The 15714-nt window shown below is 63.2% G+C and carries 13 protein-coding genes; all 13 read right to left on the reverse strand.

Features of this window, described 5'->3' with window-relative positions; genetic code table 11:
• Positions 1–22: 22 nt before the first annotated feature.
• Positions 23–949, reverse strand: a complete 927-nt coding sequence (locus tag ACFQZG_RS11225) for a PhoH family protein (RefSeq protein WP_378152575.1) — start codon at positions 947–949, stop codon at positions 23–25.
• A gap of 42 nt (positions 950–991) precedes the next feature.
• The gene (gene yqfD, locus ACFQZG_RS11230; protein ID WP_378152391.1) at positions 992–2206 is read right to left on the reverse strand and encodes a sporulation protein YqfD; all 1215 of its coding nucleotides are present in this window, start codon (positions 2204–2206) and stop codon (positions 992–994) included.
• Positions 2207–2292: 86 nt separating this feature from the next.
• Positions 2293–2580, reverse strand: coding sequence for a sporulation protein YqfC (gene yqfC / locus ACFQZG_RS11235; RefSeq protein ID WP_378152393.1), 288 nt, complete (start codon positions 2578–2580; stop codon positions 2293–2295).
• A 146-nt stretch (positions 2581–2726) separates the two neighbouring features.
• Entirely contained in the window at positions 2727–3233 is a 507-nt protein-coding gene (locus ACFQZG_RS11240) for a hypothetical protein (protein ID WP_378152395.1), read from the reverse strand.
• A 50-nt stretch (positions 3234–3283) separates the two neighbouring features.
• The gene (gene floA, locus ACFQZG_RS11245; protein ID WP_378152397.1) at positions 3284–4279 is read right to left on the reverse strand and encodes a flotillin-like protein FloA; all 996 of its coding nucleotides are present in this window, start codon (positions 4277–4279) and stop codon (positions 3284–3286) included.
• A 37-nt stretch (positions 4280–4316) separates the two neighbouring features.
• The gene (locus ACFQZG_RS11250; protein ID WP_378152399.1) at positions 4317–5708 is read right to left on the reverse strand and encodes an NfeD family protein; all 1392 of its coding nucleotides are present in this window, start codon (positions 5706–5708) and stop codon (positions 4317–4319) included.
• A gap of 122 nt (positions 5709–5830) precedes the next feature.
• Positions 5831–6274 (reverse strand): GatB/YqeY domain-containing protein, encoded by a 444-nt coding sequence (locus ACFQZG_RS11255; protein ID WP_378152401.1) that lies wholly within the window; start codon positions 6272–6274, stop codon positions 5831–5833.
• A gap of 15 nt (positions 6275–6289) precedes the next feature.
• Entirely contained in the window at positions 6290–6463 is a 174-nt protein-coding gene (rpsU, locus tag ACFQZG_RS11260) for a 30S ribosomal protein S21 (protein ID WP_005547957.1), read from the reverse strand.
• Between the two features lie 98 nt (positions 6464–6561).
• Positions 6562–6909: a histidine triad nucleotide-binding protein gene (locus ACFQZG_RS11265; protein WP_378152403.1), complete on the reverse strand. Its 348-nt coding sequence runs from the start codon at positions 6907–6909 to the stop codon at positions 6562–6564.
• A 134-nt stretch (positions 6910–7043) separates the two neighbouring features.
• Positions 7044–7442, reverse strand: coding sequence for a hypothetical protein (locus ACFQZG_RS11270; RefSeq protein ID WP_378152405.1), 399 nt, complete (start codon positions 7440–7442; stop codon positions 7044–7046).
• A 61-nt stretch (positions 7443–7503) separates the two neighbouring features.
• The gene (locus tag ACFQZG_RS11275; RefSeq protein WP_378152407.1) at positions 7504–8136 is read right to left on the reverse strand and encodes a hypothetical protein; all 633 of its coding nucleotides are present in this window, start codon (positions 8134–8136) and stop codon (positions 7504–7506) included.
• 15 nt (positions 8137–8151) lie between these two features.
• On the reverse strand, positions 8152–12108 hold the full coding sequence (locus ACFQZG_RS11280) for a UvrD-helicase domain-containing protein (RefSeq protein ID WP_378152409.1): 3957 nt from the start codon (positions 12106–12108) through the stop codon (positions 8152–8154).
• Positions 12105–15644: a helicase-exonuclease AddAB subunit AddB gene (addB, locus tag ACFQZG_RS11285; RefSeq protein ID WP_378152411.1), complete on the reverse strand. Its 3540-nt coding sequence runs from the start codon at positions 15642–15644 to the stop codon at positions 12105–12107. Before addB ends, ACFQZG_RS11280 begins: the two co-directional genes overlap by 4 nt.
• Positions 15645–15714 lie beyond the last annotated feature (70 nt).

The following is a 15714-nucleotide window of genomic DNA, read 5'->3' on the forward strand; positions in this document are numbered from 1 at the left end:
GGCGTTCCCTCCCCGTAACTTGTTATTCGCTTTGTTGGTTATAGGCCACGATTATTTTCTGCACGAGGGCATGCCGAACGACGTCCTGCTCGGAGAAGTAGACGATTCCGATTTCCTCGATATCCTTCAAGATGCGCTGCGCGTCGATCAACCCGGACTTCTTGCCCTTCGGCAAGTCGATCTGGGTCACGTCGCCCGTAATGACCATATGCGAACCATACCCGAGCCTCGTCAAGAACATCTTCATCTGCTCCGGCGTCGTGTTCTGCGCCTCGTCGAGGATGACGAACGAATCGTCCAGCGTGCGGCCGCGCATGTAAGCGAGGGGCGCGATCTCGATCAAGCCGCGCTCCAGCGCCTTCGCGACGCCGTCGGGACCGAGCACGTCGTTAAGCGCGTCGTACAGCGGACGCAAGTACGGATCTACCTTCTCTTGCAAATCTCCCGGCAGGAAGCCCAGGCTCTCGCCCGCTTCGACCGCGGGGCGGGTCAACAGAATGCGCTTGACTTTGCCTTCCTTCAAGGCGGCGACCGCCGTCACGACCGCGAGATACGTCTTGCCCGTACCGGCCGGGCCGATGCCGAACACGATGTCCTTCTTGCGGATCGTCGTCACGTAATGCCGCTGGCCGAGCGTCTTCGGCACGATCGGCTTGCCTCGGAAAGTCGTCGTGATCTCGCCTTTGAAGAGCGACAGCAGTTGATCGGCCTTAAGCTCTCTGGCAAGCTCGAGCGCGTAGCGGACGTCTCTCTCGTTCAATTGCAAACCGCCGCGAATAAGCTGCAGCAGCGTGTCGAACAGCTGGTCGAGCGAACGGACTTCGGCTTGCGGGCCTTCGATCATGATCTCCGCTTCGCGCGTATGGATCTTGGATTCCGTCTCTTGCTCGATAAGGCGAAGGAACTTGTCCTGCGGCCCGAATAGGGCGAGGCCTTCCGATGCGTTCATTAGCGGGATTATCGCCTGCGATTTCAACTCCGTCAAAAAGCCTCATTCCCCCTGCTTCACTGGTGACGTCGCGGGCGCCCTTACGAAAGGACGCGACTCGGCGATCGATTGTTCCACTTCAAAAAGTACGGATAACATCACTTTACCATTCTCGGTATGCTCATGCAAAATGTTTTCCGCCTTAATGGCCGCGCCGACGCCGCTCTTCGACAGCAATTCCGTCCGCGCGGCGGACAGCCCCGCCTCCTTCGCTTCCGCGGCGGTCAGCTTCCGCTCGGTTTCGATGACCTCCAACTCTACTTCCTTCATCGTGCCGAACGGCAACGCCCACTTCCACAGCTGCGAACGCTTCATGCTGGCGCGTACTTGCGACTCTTCGTATTCCGCGCCGCCGTAGCCCGAAATTTGCAATGCCCGGTTGCCGATCAGCCAATAGCCGCGCGTGCGCGATTCGCCGGTGTAGCTCTTAATCTTCTTCGACATCGGAGATACGATCTTGTATTCGTGCCAGACGAGTCCCATGACCGTCCCCTTGGAGACGACCGCCCGGTTGTTCCTCTCGTCGCCCAGCAAGCCGGAGACGAGAACATCGCCCTTGCGAACCCTGTCGTTGCGCTCGACCTTCGGACGGCCGCTCTCCGCGACGATGCGAGTCACGACGGCGTCAGAATTCGCGACGAGGTCGGACGGGCCTTCGATCGGCTTAACTTCCGGCTTCGTCGAGTCGACGACCGTAATGACGATCGTCGTCCCTTTCTTCTCCACGCCGATCCACGCCGCGTCGGGCAACCGCTTCACCAGCTTCTGCGACAGCGTCGCCGTATCGTCGAGCCGCCAGGACCATTGCCGCTCGTAGACACCTTCCGCGCGGGCCGCGGCCAATATTTGCGCTTCGGGAATGCGCGTCTCTCCTTCGATGTCGACGTTCCATACGAGCATCGACAGCACGAACAACGCCGCCACGAAGGCTAACATGCCTCCGGCGAACACTTTGCGCCTGCCCAGCCGCGCCATCTTGAACGGCAGCCCGTGCTTGGACAATATTCGGGTACGGGAGCCGCTCGCCCTGAGCAGCGGCCGCAGCCTGAAGAAGTCCGGGACCGATACGCCGAACGTCATGCTCCCGTCCTTCGCGAACGTAATTTGCCATAGCGCGATATTCGCCGCCGTCGCCGCGTTCAGCAGCCGCTCGCCGTCCCCTCCGACCAGCTTGACCCATACGAACCCTCGCGCCGTTGCCAACCAAGTCCCTTTCATCGTCTATCTCCTCCCTGACCGGAGCTTGTCCGCCGCAAGGCCGGAATCCGACCTTAATCCGAACGGCCGCATGCCCGTCCCGCTCTTCACTTGCTCTTCGGGTGCAGTTGAACGCCTAGTATCGTGCCTTCGACGAATACTTCCTCCGCTCCGATATTCCGAATGATCAAATCCTCGCCCGTCACTTCCATTTCCCCTCGGTCCATCGCGAGACGGAGCGATCGCGGAGAGAAGTGCAGCACGCCGCGGTGGTTTTCCACCGTCAGCTGGAGTCCCCCGATCATCGTGATGCGAGGCAGGTCCAGCGCCACGTCCTGCGGCAGATCGAGTATGGTGGCGGTCCATTTGCGCAGTTTTCGACTGACACGCATCATGCGACGGTCCTCCCTCCTTTACCTTTAACCCTATGCGGGGAACGGCGGCTTTATGAAGCGCGAGGCATAGGTGCCCGAACGATAAAAAGACCGCTCCGAAGTCATATCGAACGACTTCGGAGCGGTCTAGCATAGGGCAATACAAACTATCGATTCATTCCGCGATAAGGCCTTTTCGCTCTCGGCGGACCGAGTACCTCGGCCCAAACGATCGCGCGGGCGAGTTCTTCGCGCGTCGGCTGGCCGCCCGCACGGGCGCCCGCGGCCGCCGCGGGCGCCTCCGGGGGAGACGGCGGGCTAACGCCCCGGGCAGGCTCAGCCTCGATCTCGCGGATCACGTAAGCGTCCTCTGGCGGCGGTTCCGCCGCCGGCAGCGGCATCTGCCTAGACGGCCGCGGTTCCGGAGGCGGAGCGCTCCGCACGGGCTGCGGAACGCCGCGAGGCGGCTCCTGGCGCGCCTGCTGAGGCGTACGCATCGGCACGCCGCGCTGCGGCGGGGAGCCGGGAGGACGCTGTTGGCCTCCGCCGAAGTCCGGCATCCGGTTGCGCGGCTTCTCGAGCGGAGATTTGCGGAAGAACAGCGAGTAGATAATGCCCACGATGATGACGACGAAGAAGATGTTATCCATCGCAAGCTGCACGAGCCTATCCATTCGCAACCCCCTTCCCGCGCGCGATCATACCGTCTTTCGCGCGCATCCGATTAACGCTTCTCATCGCTTTCGCCGCGTCCGTCGCCCGTGCGTCCGATCGAACCGCGCATTTGCGTGTCCGCCTCGAGGTTCTTCATGTTCATGTAATCCATGACGCCGAGCTTGCCGGCTTTCAGCGCGTCTGCCATCGCGAGCGGCACCTCGGATTCGGCTTCGACGACTTTCGCCCTCATCTCGACGACGCGCGCTTTCATCTCCTGCTCCTGCGCGACGGCCATCGCGCGGCGCTCTTCGGCCTTCGCCTGCGCGATCCGCTTATCGGCTTCCGCTTGCTCGGTTTGCAGCTGGGCGCCGATGTTTTTGCCGACGTCCACTTCCGAAATATCGATGGATAGGATTTCGAAAGCCGTACCCGCGTCCAATCCTTTGGCGAGTACCGTACGGGATATCAAGTCCGGATGCTCGAGCACGTCTTTATGGGATTCGGCTGCGCCGTTCGTGCTTACGATGCCTTCGCCGACGCGGGCGATGACGGTTTCTTCGCCTGCGCCGCCGACCAGGCGATCGATATTCGCCCGGACGGTGACACGCGCTTTCACCCTTACCTCGATGCCGTTTTTGGCGACTGCCGATACCATTGGCGTTTCGATAACGCGAGGATTGACGCTCATCTGAACTGCCTGCAGCACGTCGCGGCCCGCCAGATCGATTGCGGCGGCGCGTTCGAACGGGAGAGGAATATCGGCGCGTTGAGCGGCGATCAACGCGTTAACGACGCGGTCGACGTTACCCCCGGCGAGGAAATGGCTTTCCAACTGGTTAATGTTAAGGCCCAGTCCCGCCTTTGTCGCCTTGATCATCGGATTGACGATACGACTCGGAATGACCCGGCGAAGGCGCATGGCGACGAGCGTAATGATGCTGATGCGCACGCCCGAAGCGAGCGCCGAGATCCAGAGCATGAACGGGAAGAAGCTTAGGAACACCGTAACGGCGATGACGACGAGCGCCACGATAACCAATAGCTGTACGTCTGCGTTTTCCATCGATTTGATAACCTCCAACGATTATAGGATTCGCTTGCTATTGCAATAGTTTCGTCGAACTTTGCTTGATCTCCTGCACGACGATGCGCGTTCCGTCCGCCGATAGGACGCGAATCGGCTTGCCGCGTTCCACGAATTCGCCGCCGGTCACGACGTCGAGCCGTTCGCCGCGCACTTCCGCGATGCCCGACGGACGCAGCTCGCTGACCGACAAGCCTTCCTGTCCGACCCAGCTCTCGCGCGGAGCGTTCGGCACGTAGCCCTGCTCCGTCGTGAGCGATTCTCTCAGGATGAACCGATTCCAGATGCCCCGCTTGCGGAACGCGTAAGCGAATACGGCGACGATGACGATCGCGACCAGGGCGGAGATGCCGAGCGAGCTCATCGCGTCTCCCGTATCGTAAGCCCCCATCGTAATGCCGGCGATCAATGCCGCGATACCGAGTATGCCGAGAATGCCGAAGCTCGGAATGAAGATTTCGGAGACGAGCAGACAGATGCCGATGACGAACAGCACGATCGACTCCATGCCCGCGAAGCCGGCGACGTGTTGGCCGAAGAAGTAGAGCGCGAACGCCGCTACGCCCGTAATGCCCGGAACGCCGAACCCCGGAACGAGCATCTCGATGGCGACGCCGGCGATGCCGATAATAAGCAGCAGCGTCGCGATGCCCGGGCTCGTCAGGAATGCCGACACGCGTTCGGCGAGCGTCCGATCGACCTCGATGACGGCGCGATCCTGCAGGCCTTTCCATGCGATGACTTCCGCGACCGACTTCGCGCTCGCGTCGGCATACCCGACCTTAAGCGCCTTGTCCGCCGACAACGACAATATCGACCCGGGCCCGTACTTCTCTCCCAGCTCGGGCAGATCAAGCGTGCGGCCCGGATCGACCATCTTCAAGGCGATCGCGGCGTCGCGACCGTTCATCTCGGCCGCGCTGGCCATCTCTTCGCTCCAGAACGATATGTATTTCGGATTCTCGACCGCGTTACCCTCCTGGTCGACGATCATCGCCGCGCCGATCGTCGTCGCGGGCGCCATGGCGATCTCGCGAGCGTTCAACGCCAGGTAGGCGCCTGCCGACGCGGCTTTGCCGCTGACGAACGCGACCGTAGGCACGGTCTCCCCCGCCTCGCGAATGCGCTTGCCGATCTTCTCGGCCGTATCCAGCCGACCGCCCGGCGTATCGATGTCGAGCACGACGAGCGAGGCTCTCGCTTCCTTGGCCTCGTCCAGCGCGCGGTCAAGGAAGGACGCGAGACCTCGCTCCACCGTCATCTTCACCGGAACGACGTATACCGCGCCCGCCGACGGCTTATCCGCCGAAGCGGCTCCGGCGGTTCCGATCGCGCCGAGCAGCGCCAAGAGCGGCAAGACGGCGAGCGCCATCGTCAGCTTCGTACGCAACGAACGAATCAAAGCCATTCCTCCTTGTATCGTTATCCTGTACGCCATGTATTACGATTCATTCGCGCCTTCGTTCCAATCCTTGTCGTTAATAGCAAAAAGCACCCCCCGTAAAGGGGGTGCCTGTCGTTCGCATGAAATCATTGCAGAAGTTGTTGGACGATACCATTGACGACTTTCCCGTCGGCTAAACCTTTCACCTTCGGCATCAATGCACCCATTAATTTTCCCATATCGGCTTTAGAAGAAGCACCGGTTTCTTGCATGGTCTGTACAACAATGGCTTTGACTTCTTCTTCGTCCAGCTGTCTCGGAAGATATTCGGATATGATCTCAATTTCTGCGCTGACGTTGCTCACCAAATCTTCCCGGCCCGCGTTTTTAAATTCGAGGAGGGATTCACGTCGCTGCTTGAGTTCACGGCTCAAAATCGAAAGCGTTTCGTTATCGTCAAGCGGGCGGCGCAGCTCGATTTCTTGGTTTTTGATCGCTGCACGAACCAACCGAATCGTCGAAAGGCGGAATTTGTTTCCATCTTTCATCGCTTGTTTCATGTCTTCGTTCAAACGCTCCGCGAGGTTCATGCGTGCGGATTCCTCCTAGAACTTGCGTTTACGGGCGGCTTCGGACTTCTTCTTCCGTTTGACGCTCGGTTTCTCATAGTGTTTGCGTTTCTTCACTTCCGCGAGAACGCCGTCTTTGGCGATGGAGCGCTTAAAGCGGCGGAGTGCAGCGTCGATTGTTTCATTTTTGCGTACTTTCGTTTCGGACACCTGTTTTCCCTCCCTCCGCAACAGACCACAACACACGGTTATCAAACTACATTATAGGCGAAGAGGAATCCGAGTGTCAACTTGTAAGCCGACGGTAATTATTCCTTCGCGCCGAGAGACCCTAATTTCTCCCCGCCGAGCACATGATAATGAATGTGGAACACGACTTGTCCCGCATCCCGGCCGATGTTCGTAACGACGCGATATCCGCTCTCCGTCATGCCCGCTTCTTCCGCCACGCGCCGCGCGGCCAATTGAAGACGTCCGAGAAGCTCCGCGTCCGCGGCACCGGCATCGTTCAACGAAGCGATGTGCTTCTTCGGGACGACGAGCAGGTGAACGGGCGCTTGCGGCTGAATATCGTGGAACGCCACGACGTGCTCGTCCTCGTAGACTTTGCGGGAAGGAATCGTTCCTTCGACGATTTTGCAGAATAAGCAACTCATTGGCCACAACACCTCGATCGTCTCTTATCCCCTCTATCATAACCGATAGGAGCGGCCCGCGTCCAACGGCAATGGGGAGCCGTCCGCCTCCGGCGGCAAGCTCCCCATCGTTCCGCGCGCCGCCTATGGACGCGTCACCAGTAGTACGGCAGCAGCGACAGGCCGATCAATCCCGCTAGCGGCAGGACGAGACGGTTGAATCTGCGCGGCCGGTATCCGAATGGCGGATAGAAGGGCGCATGCGGGAAAAACCCGCGGGCATCTTCCACCGCTCCCGGAACGGCAAGGCATAGCCACTGGTCGTCGACGTGCTCGACGATCCCGTCGTAGCAATAGCCGTCCGCGGCTTGTACTTCGACGTACCTGTGCATATGCGACTGGCACAACGCCTTCGTCGGCGCATTCGCGGCGGGCATGGCGGCCGGCATGGCGGCCGTCGGCTGCTTCAACGGATGCGTGACGACTTGCTGCACGGCTGCGGGCACTTGCTTCGCAACCTGAAGCACCTTGGACGCGATCGGTTTCTTCTCCATCGTCGTTCCTCCTCGAGGCTCTGTCACCTATAGCATATGCCTAGGTAGGCGAACGGCTACCTCAAGGGTTCAAATTGGGCTTGTCCATCGCCTCGGCGATCGCGTCGAAGCTGGTCTTCGCTTCGAGCGCCGCGTCGATCCATTCTCCGCCTTCGGCCATGATCCGGTAGCCGGCGACGCCGGACGGCGCGAGATAGACGTCCAGCGCGGCTTCCGCCTCGGCCGCGAGCGCGGCGACTTCGGTCAGCATCGCCTTCTCCGCGTCCGTCAGCGGCCCTTCGTGCTCCCCGACCGCATAGAGCGCGCCGTCCTCGCTCGTGAGCGCCTTGCGCAGCCCGTCGACCGCCGGCTTAAGCTCCTCCGCCGTCTGTCCGGTTCGAATGCGCAGCGCCTCGCCGAGCAAGCTTACCGCTTCCATCGACGCGAACCGGGCTTCGCCGAGCTTCTCCTTCGCTTGCAGCCGGCCGATCTCCGTCGTCGCGTCCTTCATGAGCGTCGCGCCTTCGCGCACCAGCTTCGCGTACGTTTCCGTGAAGAAGTATTGCTCCGAGAGCCGCATGCCTCTGTCCGTCTTCTCGTTCTGCTCGGCCAGCAATTGCTTCGAGTAAAACAGAATGCATAATATGCCGAGCGTAACCATGATCACGAATACGACCGGAGCCGCGTAAGACCTTTTTTTCGTCGTTTCCTGCATAATGCCCTCCATCGGTTAGATCAATCTTACGGCTTCGCCGCCGTCGAAGAAATACACGTACGCTTCCGAAACGTCCTTGCCGGCGATGCGCCCGATCGCCTCGGCGTAACGCTCGACCTGGAACCTATGCTTCTCGGCCGCTTCCCGCGCGGACGAGCCGCGCAGCGCGTCGGTCTTGTAGTCGACGAGCACGAGGCCGTCCGCGTCCTCGAACAGGCAGTCGACGACGCCTTGGATGATGACGGTTTCCTCGGCTCCTTCCTTCGGCATGTGCGGATAGACGTCCGCTGCCGGCATTCCGTACGTGAACGGAACTTCCCGCCAGCTCCGCGGCGCCGCCCGCAGCCTCTCGTAGAGCGGCGTCAGGCAGAACGCGCGCACCGCTTCGGCGTCTATAGCCTGTCGCTGTTCGTTCGACAGAATGCGCCGTTCGACGAGCTCGTCCAACAAGGCCGCGATGCTCGCCGCATCCGTATCCGGAGCGAGGGGCAAATGCTGCATCGCCAAGTGGAACGCCGAGCCCCGCTCGGCGGGCGTAAGCTGCCGCGCGGACATGAACCTCGGACGGCGCAAGCGGAAAGCGGTGGCGGACGGCGTCTGCCGCAGCAGCTCCGGTTGCTCGTCCGCCGTCAACCGCTCCTCGTCCTCCGCGGGATCCCCGTCCGTTACGGCCGGCGCTTCGGTTGCCTGACCCTCCGCGGCCAGCCTGTTCTTCATCGCCGTAATCGACGTCTTGGCGGCCGCTTGGGTCGCCCCGAGCTCGGGGTATTGCCAGGATAGCGCCCGCGCTACGCCTTCGGCTTCCGGCGATGCCGGAGCGTCGACTTGACCGACCCGCAGTACCGCTTCCCACCGGCGCGCCGTCTCTTCGGATTGCCCGTCGTCCGCCGATACGTTCAATCTCGTGAACGCCGACGCCGGAACGGTCCGGCACAGCCAGCGCCGATCGGGGTCCTTCAGCTCGCCGGCGATAACCGCCGCCGGACCGAGCCAATCCAGATATTTGGTCGCCGATGCGACCGCATGATCCGGCATCCGGCCGCCGGCGGACATGTCCGCCGTCTCGCGCCAGCCGTCCCAAGACTTCGCGGCGTCCTTGCTCGTCCCGATCAGGAACATCTTCTCCTTCGGACGGGTGAGCGCCACGTAGAGCACCCGCATCTCCTCGGCGAGCATCTCCGCCGCCATCTTGCGCCGAATGGCCAGCTGAGGCAGCGTCGGATACGCGATTCGGGCGTCTGTCTCGACCATTCGCGGGCCGAAGCCAAGCTTCTTATGCTTCAGGAACGCGCCGTTCAAGTCTCTGCGGTTGAACGAACGCCCGAGGCCCGCCGCGAATACGACCGGATATTCCAACCCCTTGGAGCGATGGATCGACACGATCCGCACGACGTTCTCGCTCTCTCCGAGAGCGCGGGCGGCGCCCAGATCGGCGCCGGTATCCCGCATTCGGCCGAGGAAGCGCAGGAAGCGGAACAGACCGCGGAACCGCGAAGACTGCCCGTACTGCGTCGCCCGGTTCACGAGCGCGCGCAAGTTCGCCTGCCGCTGCCCGCCTCCCGGCAAACCTCCGACGTAGTCGTAGTATCCGGTCTCCCGGTATAGCAGCCACAACAGATCGCCCAGCGGCTCCCTGCGCGCGTAATCCCGCCAGCCGTTCAGCTTGCGGACGAATTCGGAGAGCTTGCGGCCGAGCGACGCCCGGTCTTCGTCGCCTTCGGAAGCCGCGTCGGCCGCCGCGTTGACGGCGTCCCAATAGCTCGACCCGCGCTTGCTCAGCCGAACGAGGGCGAGCTGCTCGGCATCGAGTCCGCCGATCGGCGAGCGCAGCACCCCGGCAAGCGGAATATCCTGATGCGGGTTATCGATGATATGCAGCAGCGACAGCATGACGTCGACCTCGGTAGCGGCGAAGTAGCCGGTCGCCAGGTCCGCGTATGCCGGGATGCCCGCCGCGCGCAGCTCGTCCAGCAGCGCGGGCGCCTGCGCGGTTACCGCGCGAAGCAGGATGACGATGTCGCGGAATTGCAACGGACGGTGCAGCTTGCCGCGGGAGTCATAGGCGAAGAAAGGCTCCCCCGCCTCGCCGTCCATGCCCATCAGCTTGCGGATTTCCGCGGCGATGCAGCGCGCCTCCAATTGCGCGGTCTCCGAGTCCTCCGCTTCGATCGTCTCGCCGCCTTCGGGCGCGCCCGAATCGCTTCCGTCCGGAGAGCCTTCCGCTTCGCCATCGTTGCCGACGGCACGATCGCCCTCGGAGGCGCCGGAAGAATCGATAACGATCATCTCGACCGCGTACGGCGAAGCTCGGGACGGTTCGCCGACGTCCTCGCCTGCGCTCGGATATCCTTCGCCGTAGATCAGCTCCGCGCGTTCGTCGTAGTTCATCTCCCCGACCGGCTCCCGCATGATCAAGCGGAAGACGTGGTTGACCGCATGGATGATTTCCCTTCGGCTGCGGAAGTTGCGCGCCAGGTCGATGCGCAGTCCGTCGGCTTCCGCCTCGTCCGAACGGGCGTCCGGCGCGGCTAATTCGTATCGGCCGTCTTCGGCGGTCAACACGTCGTACGTCTTGTACTTGTTCAGGAACAGCCCCGGCTCGGCCAGCCGGAACCGGTAGATGCTCTGCTTCACGTCCCCGACCATGAAGACGTTGCCCGGCCGGCTCCGCGCGATCAGAGACACGATCGCCTCCTGCACTTCGTTCGTATCCTGGTATTCGTCCAAGTAAATCTCGGCGAACCGTTCGCGGAAGTTGACCGCCGCCTGCGACGGTACCGTAAGGTCGGGCGTCGAAGCCGGATCGCGAAGAATGCGCAGGGCGTAATGCTCCAGGTCGCCGAAGTCGAGCAGGCCTTTGGCCCGCTTCGCCTGCTCGTACCGCCGGTCGAAGGCGATCGCCAGCTCGGCGAGTTGCTCGATGTGCGGCGCCAGCGCGCGAAGCTCTTCCGCGTACTTGTCCGGAGAGCGGACGAGCCATTCCTCCGACAGCTTGCCCGCGGCTTTCTTGGCGGCATCGCGCAGCCCCTTCGCCCGTTCGATCAATGCCGGATCGAAGTCGTCGCCCTTGCACGGCTTCAGCCGCCCGAAGGCGATCCCGGCGACGGACGCTTGCCATTCCGGCCATCCGCCGTTACGAAGCGCGTCTTCCACCCGTTCGAGACCGTCGATGTCCGCCCGCAGCGTATCGGCGTACGGAGCCGGACCGCCGGGGTCATGCGCGAGTCGCAGCGCCGACCGGAGCAGGTAGATCGCGCCTTGCAGCTGCAACAGCGTATCGCCCATCAGGCTTCGCACCCATAGCGATCGCAGCAAACCGTCGGCGTCCGCTTCCCCGAATTGTCCGGCCATATGGCGCAGCCAATGCGCCGGCCACGGATGGCTCCCGGCGAATTCGTTCAGCTCCAGCACGAGCCGATGCAGCGGCTCGTCGCTGCGTTCGCCGCCGAACACGTCGGCGAGGCGCGAGAGCGGCCCGCCGTCTCCTTCCTCCGCGTAGCGTTCCTCGAACAGCTCGTCGAGCGTATCCATCCGCAGCAGCTCTGATTCCGTCTCGTTCGCCATGCGGAACCCGGGATCGAGATCGATCAGCGGCGCGTACCGCTCGACGATCTCCAAGCAGAACGAGTGCAGCGTCGTCACGGACGCTCTCGGCAGCAGCGCGAGCTGGCGCCGCAGATGCCGCGAATCGGGCGTCTTCTCCAGCGCGACGTCGAGCGCGTGGCGAATGCGCTCCTTCATCTCGGCGGCAGCCGCCTTCGTGAACGTCGCGACGAGCATCGCGTCGACGTCGAGCGGCTTCGTCTCGTCGGCGATCCGCGAGATGATGCGCTCGACGAGGACGGCCGTCTTGCCCGAGCCCGCCGCCGCGGCGACGAGCAAGTTCGTGCCGTCCGCGACGACGGCCGCCCATTGCTCGTTGGTCCACTGGCTGCCCTCGGGCTTCGCCGGCCAATCGGCTAGCTGACTCATTGCGATCGTTCCCCTTCCTGCGCCGTCCGGCGAATGCGTTGCCACAGCTCGTCCTTGTCGGCGGCCCGGGTCAACGTCTGGTACGGATTGCCTTCGACTTCGGCGTCGATATGGCACACCGGCCGATACTCGCAAAATTGGCACGGGCTGCGGCGATCCATCTTGTACGGATTGATCGCGACGTCGCCGCTGACGATCCGCTTGCCGATGCGCCGGATTTGCGAACGCACCGAGCTTCTCAGCATGCTCCATTGGTCTTCGTCAGCCACTTGCGAGCGGGACGAGAACGTGCCGTCCTTCTTGAATTCGACGGGCACGATCGCCGATTTGCCGGCATCGTTCAACGATTCGTCCATCAGCTTGACCGATTCCCCGTCCGCGAGCAGCAATCCTTGCATCCGGTATTGCCGGAACAGCGCCTCCCGCGCTTCCGCCGCGGACATGCCGTTCGGCGTGACGATCAGCGGATTCTGCACGTGGAAGTACAATACGCCCGCCGGCTTCGCCGGCTTCCCGAGCCAATGCGGCGCGTGGGAGACGACGACGTCGAGGTAGGTCAGCATCTGCAGCGACAGTCCGTGCGCGACTTCGTCGAGCTTCAGCTTCACGCTGCTCGACTTGTAATCCATGATCCGCAGCAGCAAGCCCTCCGCGGATTCGGCCGCGTCGACGCGGTCGATCCGTCCGGCGATATCCATCATCCGGCCGCCTCCGAGTTCGAGCGTGAGTGGCGGCAGCAAGCCGTTCGGTCCGAAGCTCAGCTCCAGGCCGACCGGCTTGAATGCCGACAGCCCCGCGTGGCGCCCGATCATGGCGGACGCTTGGCTGACGATGTCGCGCAGCTTGCGCGCCATCACTTGGTGTCTACCCGACGACAGCAGGATTTGCGATTGCACGCGAGGCAGCAGCCGTTCGACCGCGGCGGCCGCTTCCGCCTGCCAGCGCGCCGAGTCGTCGCCCGCGACGACGTCCGCGAACAGCTTCTCCGTCGTCTGCCGCAGCGCGGCATGGAACAGCTGCCCGATATCCGGAGAATCGACGCGGTACAGCTGCCGCTCCTTCAGCTTCAACCCGTGCGCGGCGAAGTGCTGGAACGGGCATGCGACGAACCGTTCCATGCGCGAGACGCTCGCGAGCAGCCTCTCGCCGTACAGAAGCCGGCTCGTCTCCGGCCGCAACGGCATCTCTTCGTTCGTATAGCGGAGAGAGGCGATCAGCGTCGCGAGACGCTCCCGCCAGCCCTCGCGCGATCTCAACCATTCGTAGACGGTCCACCAGCCGTCCGCCATCCGCTCGCCCTGCCGCCAGCCTCTCAATCTAGCGATCAGATGCGTCAGCGCCCTCCCCGGTTGCACGGCATAGGCAAGCTGCTCGTGCTCGGGGTACGAAGGATGCGGCTCCGCCGCGACTTGTTCCACCGGAATGCCGGGGAACCACTTCTGCAGCGTCTTGATCCATGACGACGGCAACAATGCCGCTCCTTCCTCGTCCGCGGCCGGATAGCTGATCCATAGATGCTTGGAGGCGGTCGTCAGCGTCAAATACGCGAGGAACCGCTCGTCGAGCAGCCTTCTGCGCGCCCCGGGCGCCATCGCGAAGCCGTCCGCCGCGAGCCGATCGCGTTCCTCTTCGTCTAGCAAGCCGTTCTCCGGGATTCGCATCGGCATGACGCCGTCGCTCGCTCCGAGCAGGTAGACGATCTGGACGCGATCCGACCGCGTCCGCTCGGGGCTGCCGATCAGCACGCCGTCCAGCGAAGGCGGTACCGCTCCCAGCTTCAGCTCCTCCAAGCCCGAGTCGACCATGCCCGCGAACAACAGCACGTCCTTCGGCTGTTCGCCCATCAACTCTACCAGTTGATCAAGCAGCTGCAACACGCCGTCCCATAGCGGCCGGTGAACCATCATCCGGCCCGGCTGCCCGTTGTCGGCGTCCGCTTGCGCCCAACGCTCCAGCGTATCCGCTGCGTCCGTCTCTTCGAGAAACGCGTACAGACTCTCGCAAAGATCGCGAACCGTCTTCGCCGCCTTCATCCGCTTCTCCAACGCGACGAGCGGACGCAGCAGCGCGTCGCGCACGGCGAACAGCCGCCGCATCGCCTCGTCCGCGTCTTCCTCCCGGCCCTCTTCCTCGAGATCTCCGCGCCTAAGCGGATACCACACCCGGTCGTCGTGCCAGCGCCAGCCGTCGATGCCCGTCGCCAGGGCGTAATTCTCCAATCTATCGATTTCGTCTCTCGTGATCCGCTCGCTCGAAGCACCGAGCATGTCCGTCTTCGCGCAGCGGAATACGGCCTCCGACTTCCAGCCGCCGCTCGCGCATTCGAGCGCGGAACGGACGAATTCGACGAACGGATGGTGAGAGACGGTCAGCTTGCCGTCCAGGTAGTACGGAATGCCGTATTCTCCGAAGACCGACGCCGCGAGATCGGCGTAATCGCCGATCCGCCGCACGAACACGGCGAACTCCCGCCAGCGGCCGCCCTGCTCCCTCACCCGCTTCACCATGTCGCGGGCGACCGCCTCTACTTCCGCCCGGCGATTGGCCGCCGCGTGCAACGACAGCCCGCAGGCGGGATGCTCGGGCCGCAGCAGCGCCGCGTCTCCGGTCCAGCGCTTGCGGCTATCCCAGTTGGCATCGACGAACGCGAGCATCGGGTTGCGCTCGAACCTCGGCGGCACGAGCGGATCCAGCGATACGGCAGGCTCCTGCCGAACGCCGGCGCGATCCGCGATCTCGCATAACGTCGCGGAAGTCTCCCCCGTCTGATAGAACGAGGCCAGCTCGTCCGGTCGTTCGCCGGCCGAATAAGGACGGTCGACGCACAGCGTCGCCGACAGCCTGCGAACCCGCTTCAAGAGCGCTTCGATCGCCGCGTACTCGTTCGGCGTGAAGCCATGGAAGCCGTCGAGCCAGATTTCGGCGCCTTCGAGCAACGGCGCCGTCGCGGCGCCCTTCGCCAACCAATCGAGCATGTCTTCCCCGTCCAGCCAACGTCCGGCGAGCTCGCGCTCCATCTCCGCGTAGACGAGCGACAAGTCATGCAGCTTGTCCGATAGCAGCGAAGCCTGCGGCATGCGCGCCGCCCGTTTCGCTTCGGCGTCGGCTCTTCCGAGCAGCTTCACGCTGTCCACGCCGTACCGTTTCATCTCCGTCAGCAGCTCGTTCATGCGCGCGACCAAGCCCGATTCCGTGGCGCCGCCGCGGAACAGCTTCAGTCGCTCGCGGTTCGCCTCCAATATTTTGTGCAACAGCATCGCCTTGCCGTTATCGTGGATCGGAATGACCGCCGAGCCGCCCGTCTCCTGCATGACGCGGAACGCGAGCCGGCGGAAGCTGAGCACCTGCGCGCGCATGAAGCCGCCGAGCTCCGGCGTCGTCGCCATCGCGTATTCCGCCTGGAACGTCGCCTGCTCGGGCACGATCAGAATGAGCGGCGCCCCGAGCGGATCCCGCCGCAGTCCTTCCCGGATTTCGTCGAGCGCGAACCGCGTCTTTCCGCTGCCGGAACGTCCCGTAATAAGCCGAAGCGACATGCTTCGCACCTCCCTCGCCATGCTTGGCAGGGCGCTTGTCCGCGCCCGAACCGACTCCGACTATTGTACC

The organism is Cohnella sp. GCM10027633 (assembly GCF_042675445.1).
In the GTDB taxonomy this organism is placed as follows: domain Bacteria; phylum Bacillota; class Bacilli; order Paenibacillales; family Paenibacillaceae; genus Cohnella.

What these genes read in the sequence shown, in the direction of transcription:
- addB (WP_378152411.1), bottom strand. Translation starts at nt 15,644, where the DNA reads ATGTCGCTTCGGCTTATTACGGGACGTTCCGGCAGCGGAAAGACGCGG.
- ACFQZG_RS11280 (WP_378152409.1), bottom strand. Translation starts at nt 12,108, where the DNA reads ATGAGTCAGCTAGCCGATTGGCCGGCGAAGCCCGAGGGCAGCCAGTGG.
- yqfC (WP_378152393.1), bottom strand. Translation starts at nt 2,580, where the DNA reads ATGATGCGTGTCAGTCGAAAACTGCGCAAATGGACCGCCACCATACTC.
- ACFQZG_RS11265 (WP_378152403.1), bottom strand. Translation starts at nt 6,909, where the DNA reads ATGAGTTGCTTATTCTGCAAAATCGTCGAAGGAACGATTCCTTCCCGC.
- ACFQZG_RS11270 (WP_378152405.1), bottom strand. Translation starts at nt 7,442, where the DNA reads ATGGAGAAGAAACCGATCGCGTCCAAGGTGCTTCAGGTTGCGAAGCAA.
- ACFQZG_RS11225 (WP_378152575.1), bottom strand. Translation starts at nt 949, where the DNA reads ATGAACGCATCGGAAGGCCTCGCCCTATTCGGGCCGCAGGACAAGTTC.
- ACFQZG_RS11250 (WP_378152399.1), bottom strand. Translation starts at nt 5,708, where the DNA reads ATGGCTTTGATTCGTTCGTTGCGTACGAAGCTGACGATGGCGCTCGCC.
- ACFQZG_RS11240 (WP_378152395.1), bottom strand. Translation starts at nt 3,233, where the DNA reads ATGGATAGGCTCGTGCAGCTTGCGATGGATAACATCTTCTTCGTCGTC.
- ACFQZG_RS11275 (WP_378152407.1), bottom strand. Translation starts at nt 8,136, where the DNA reads ATGCAGGAAACGACGAAAAAAAGGTCTTACGCGGCTCCGGTCGTATTC.
- ACFQZG_RS11255 (WP_378152401.1), bottom strand. Translation starts at nt 6,274, where the DNA reads ATGAACCTCGCGGAGCGTTTGAACGAAGACATGAAACAAGCGATGAAA.
- floA (WP_378152397.1), bottom strand. Translation starts at nt 4,279, where the DNA reads ATGGAAAACGCAGACGTACAGCTATTGGTTATCGTGGCGCTCGTCGTC.
- yqfD (WP_378152391.1), bottom strand. Translation starts at nt 2,206, where the DNA reads ATGAAAGGGACTTGGTTGGCAACGGCGCGAGGGTTCGTATGGGTCAAG.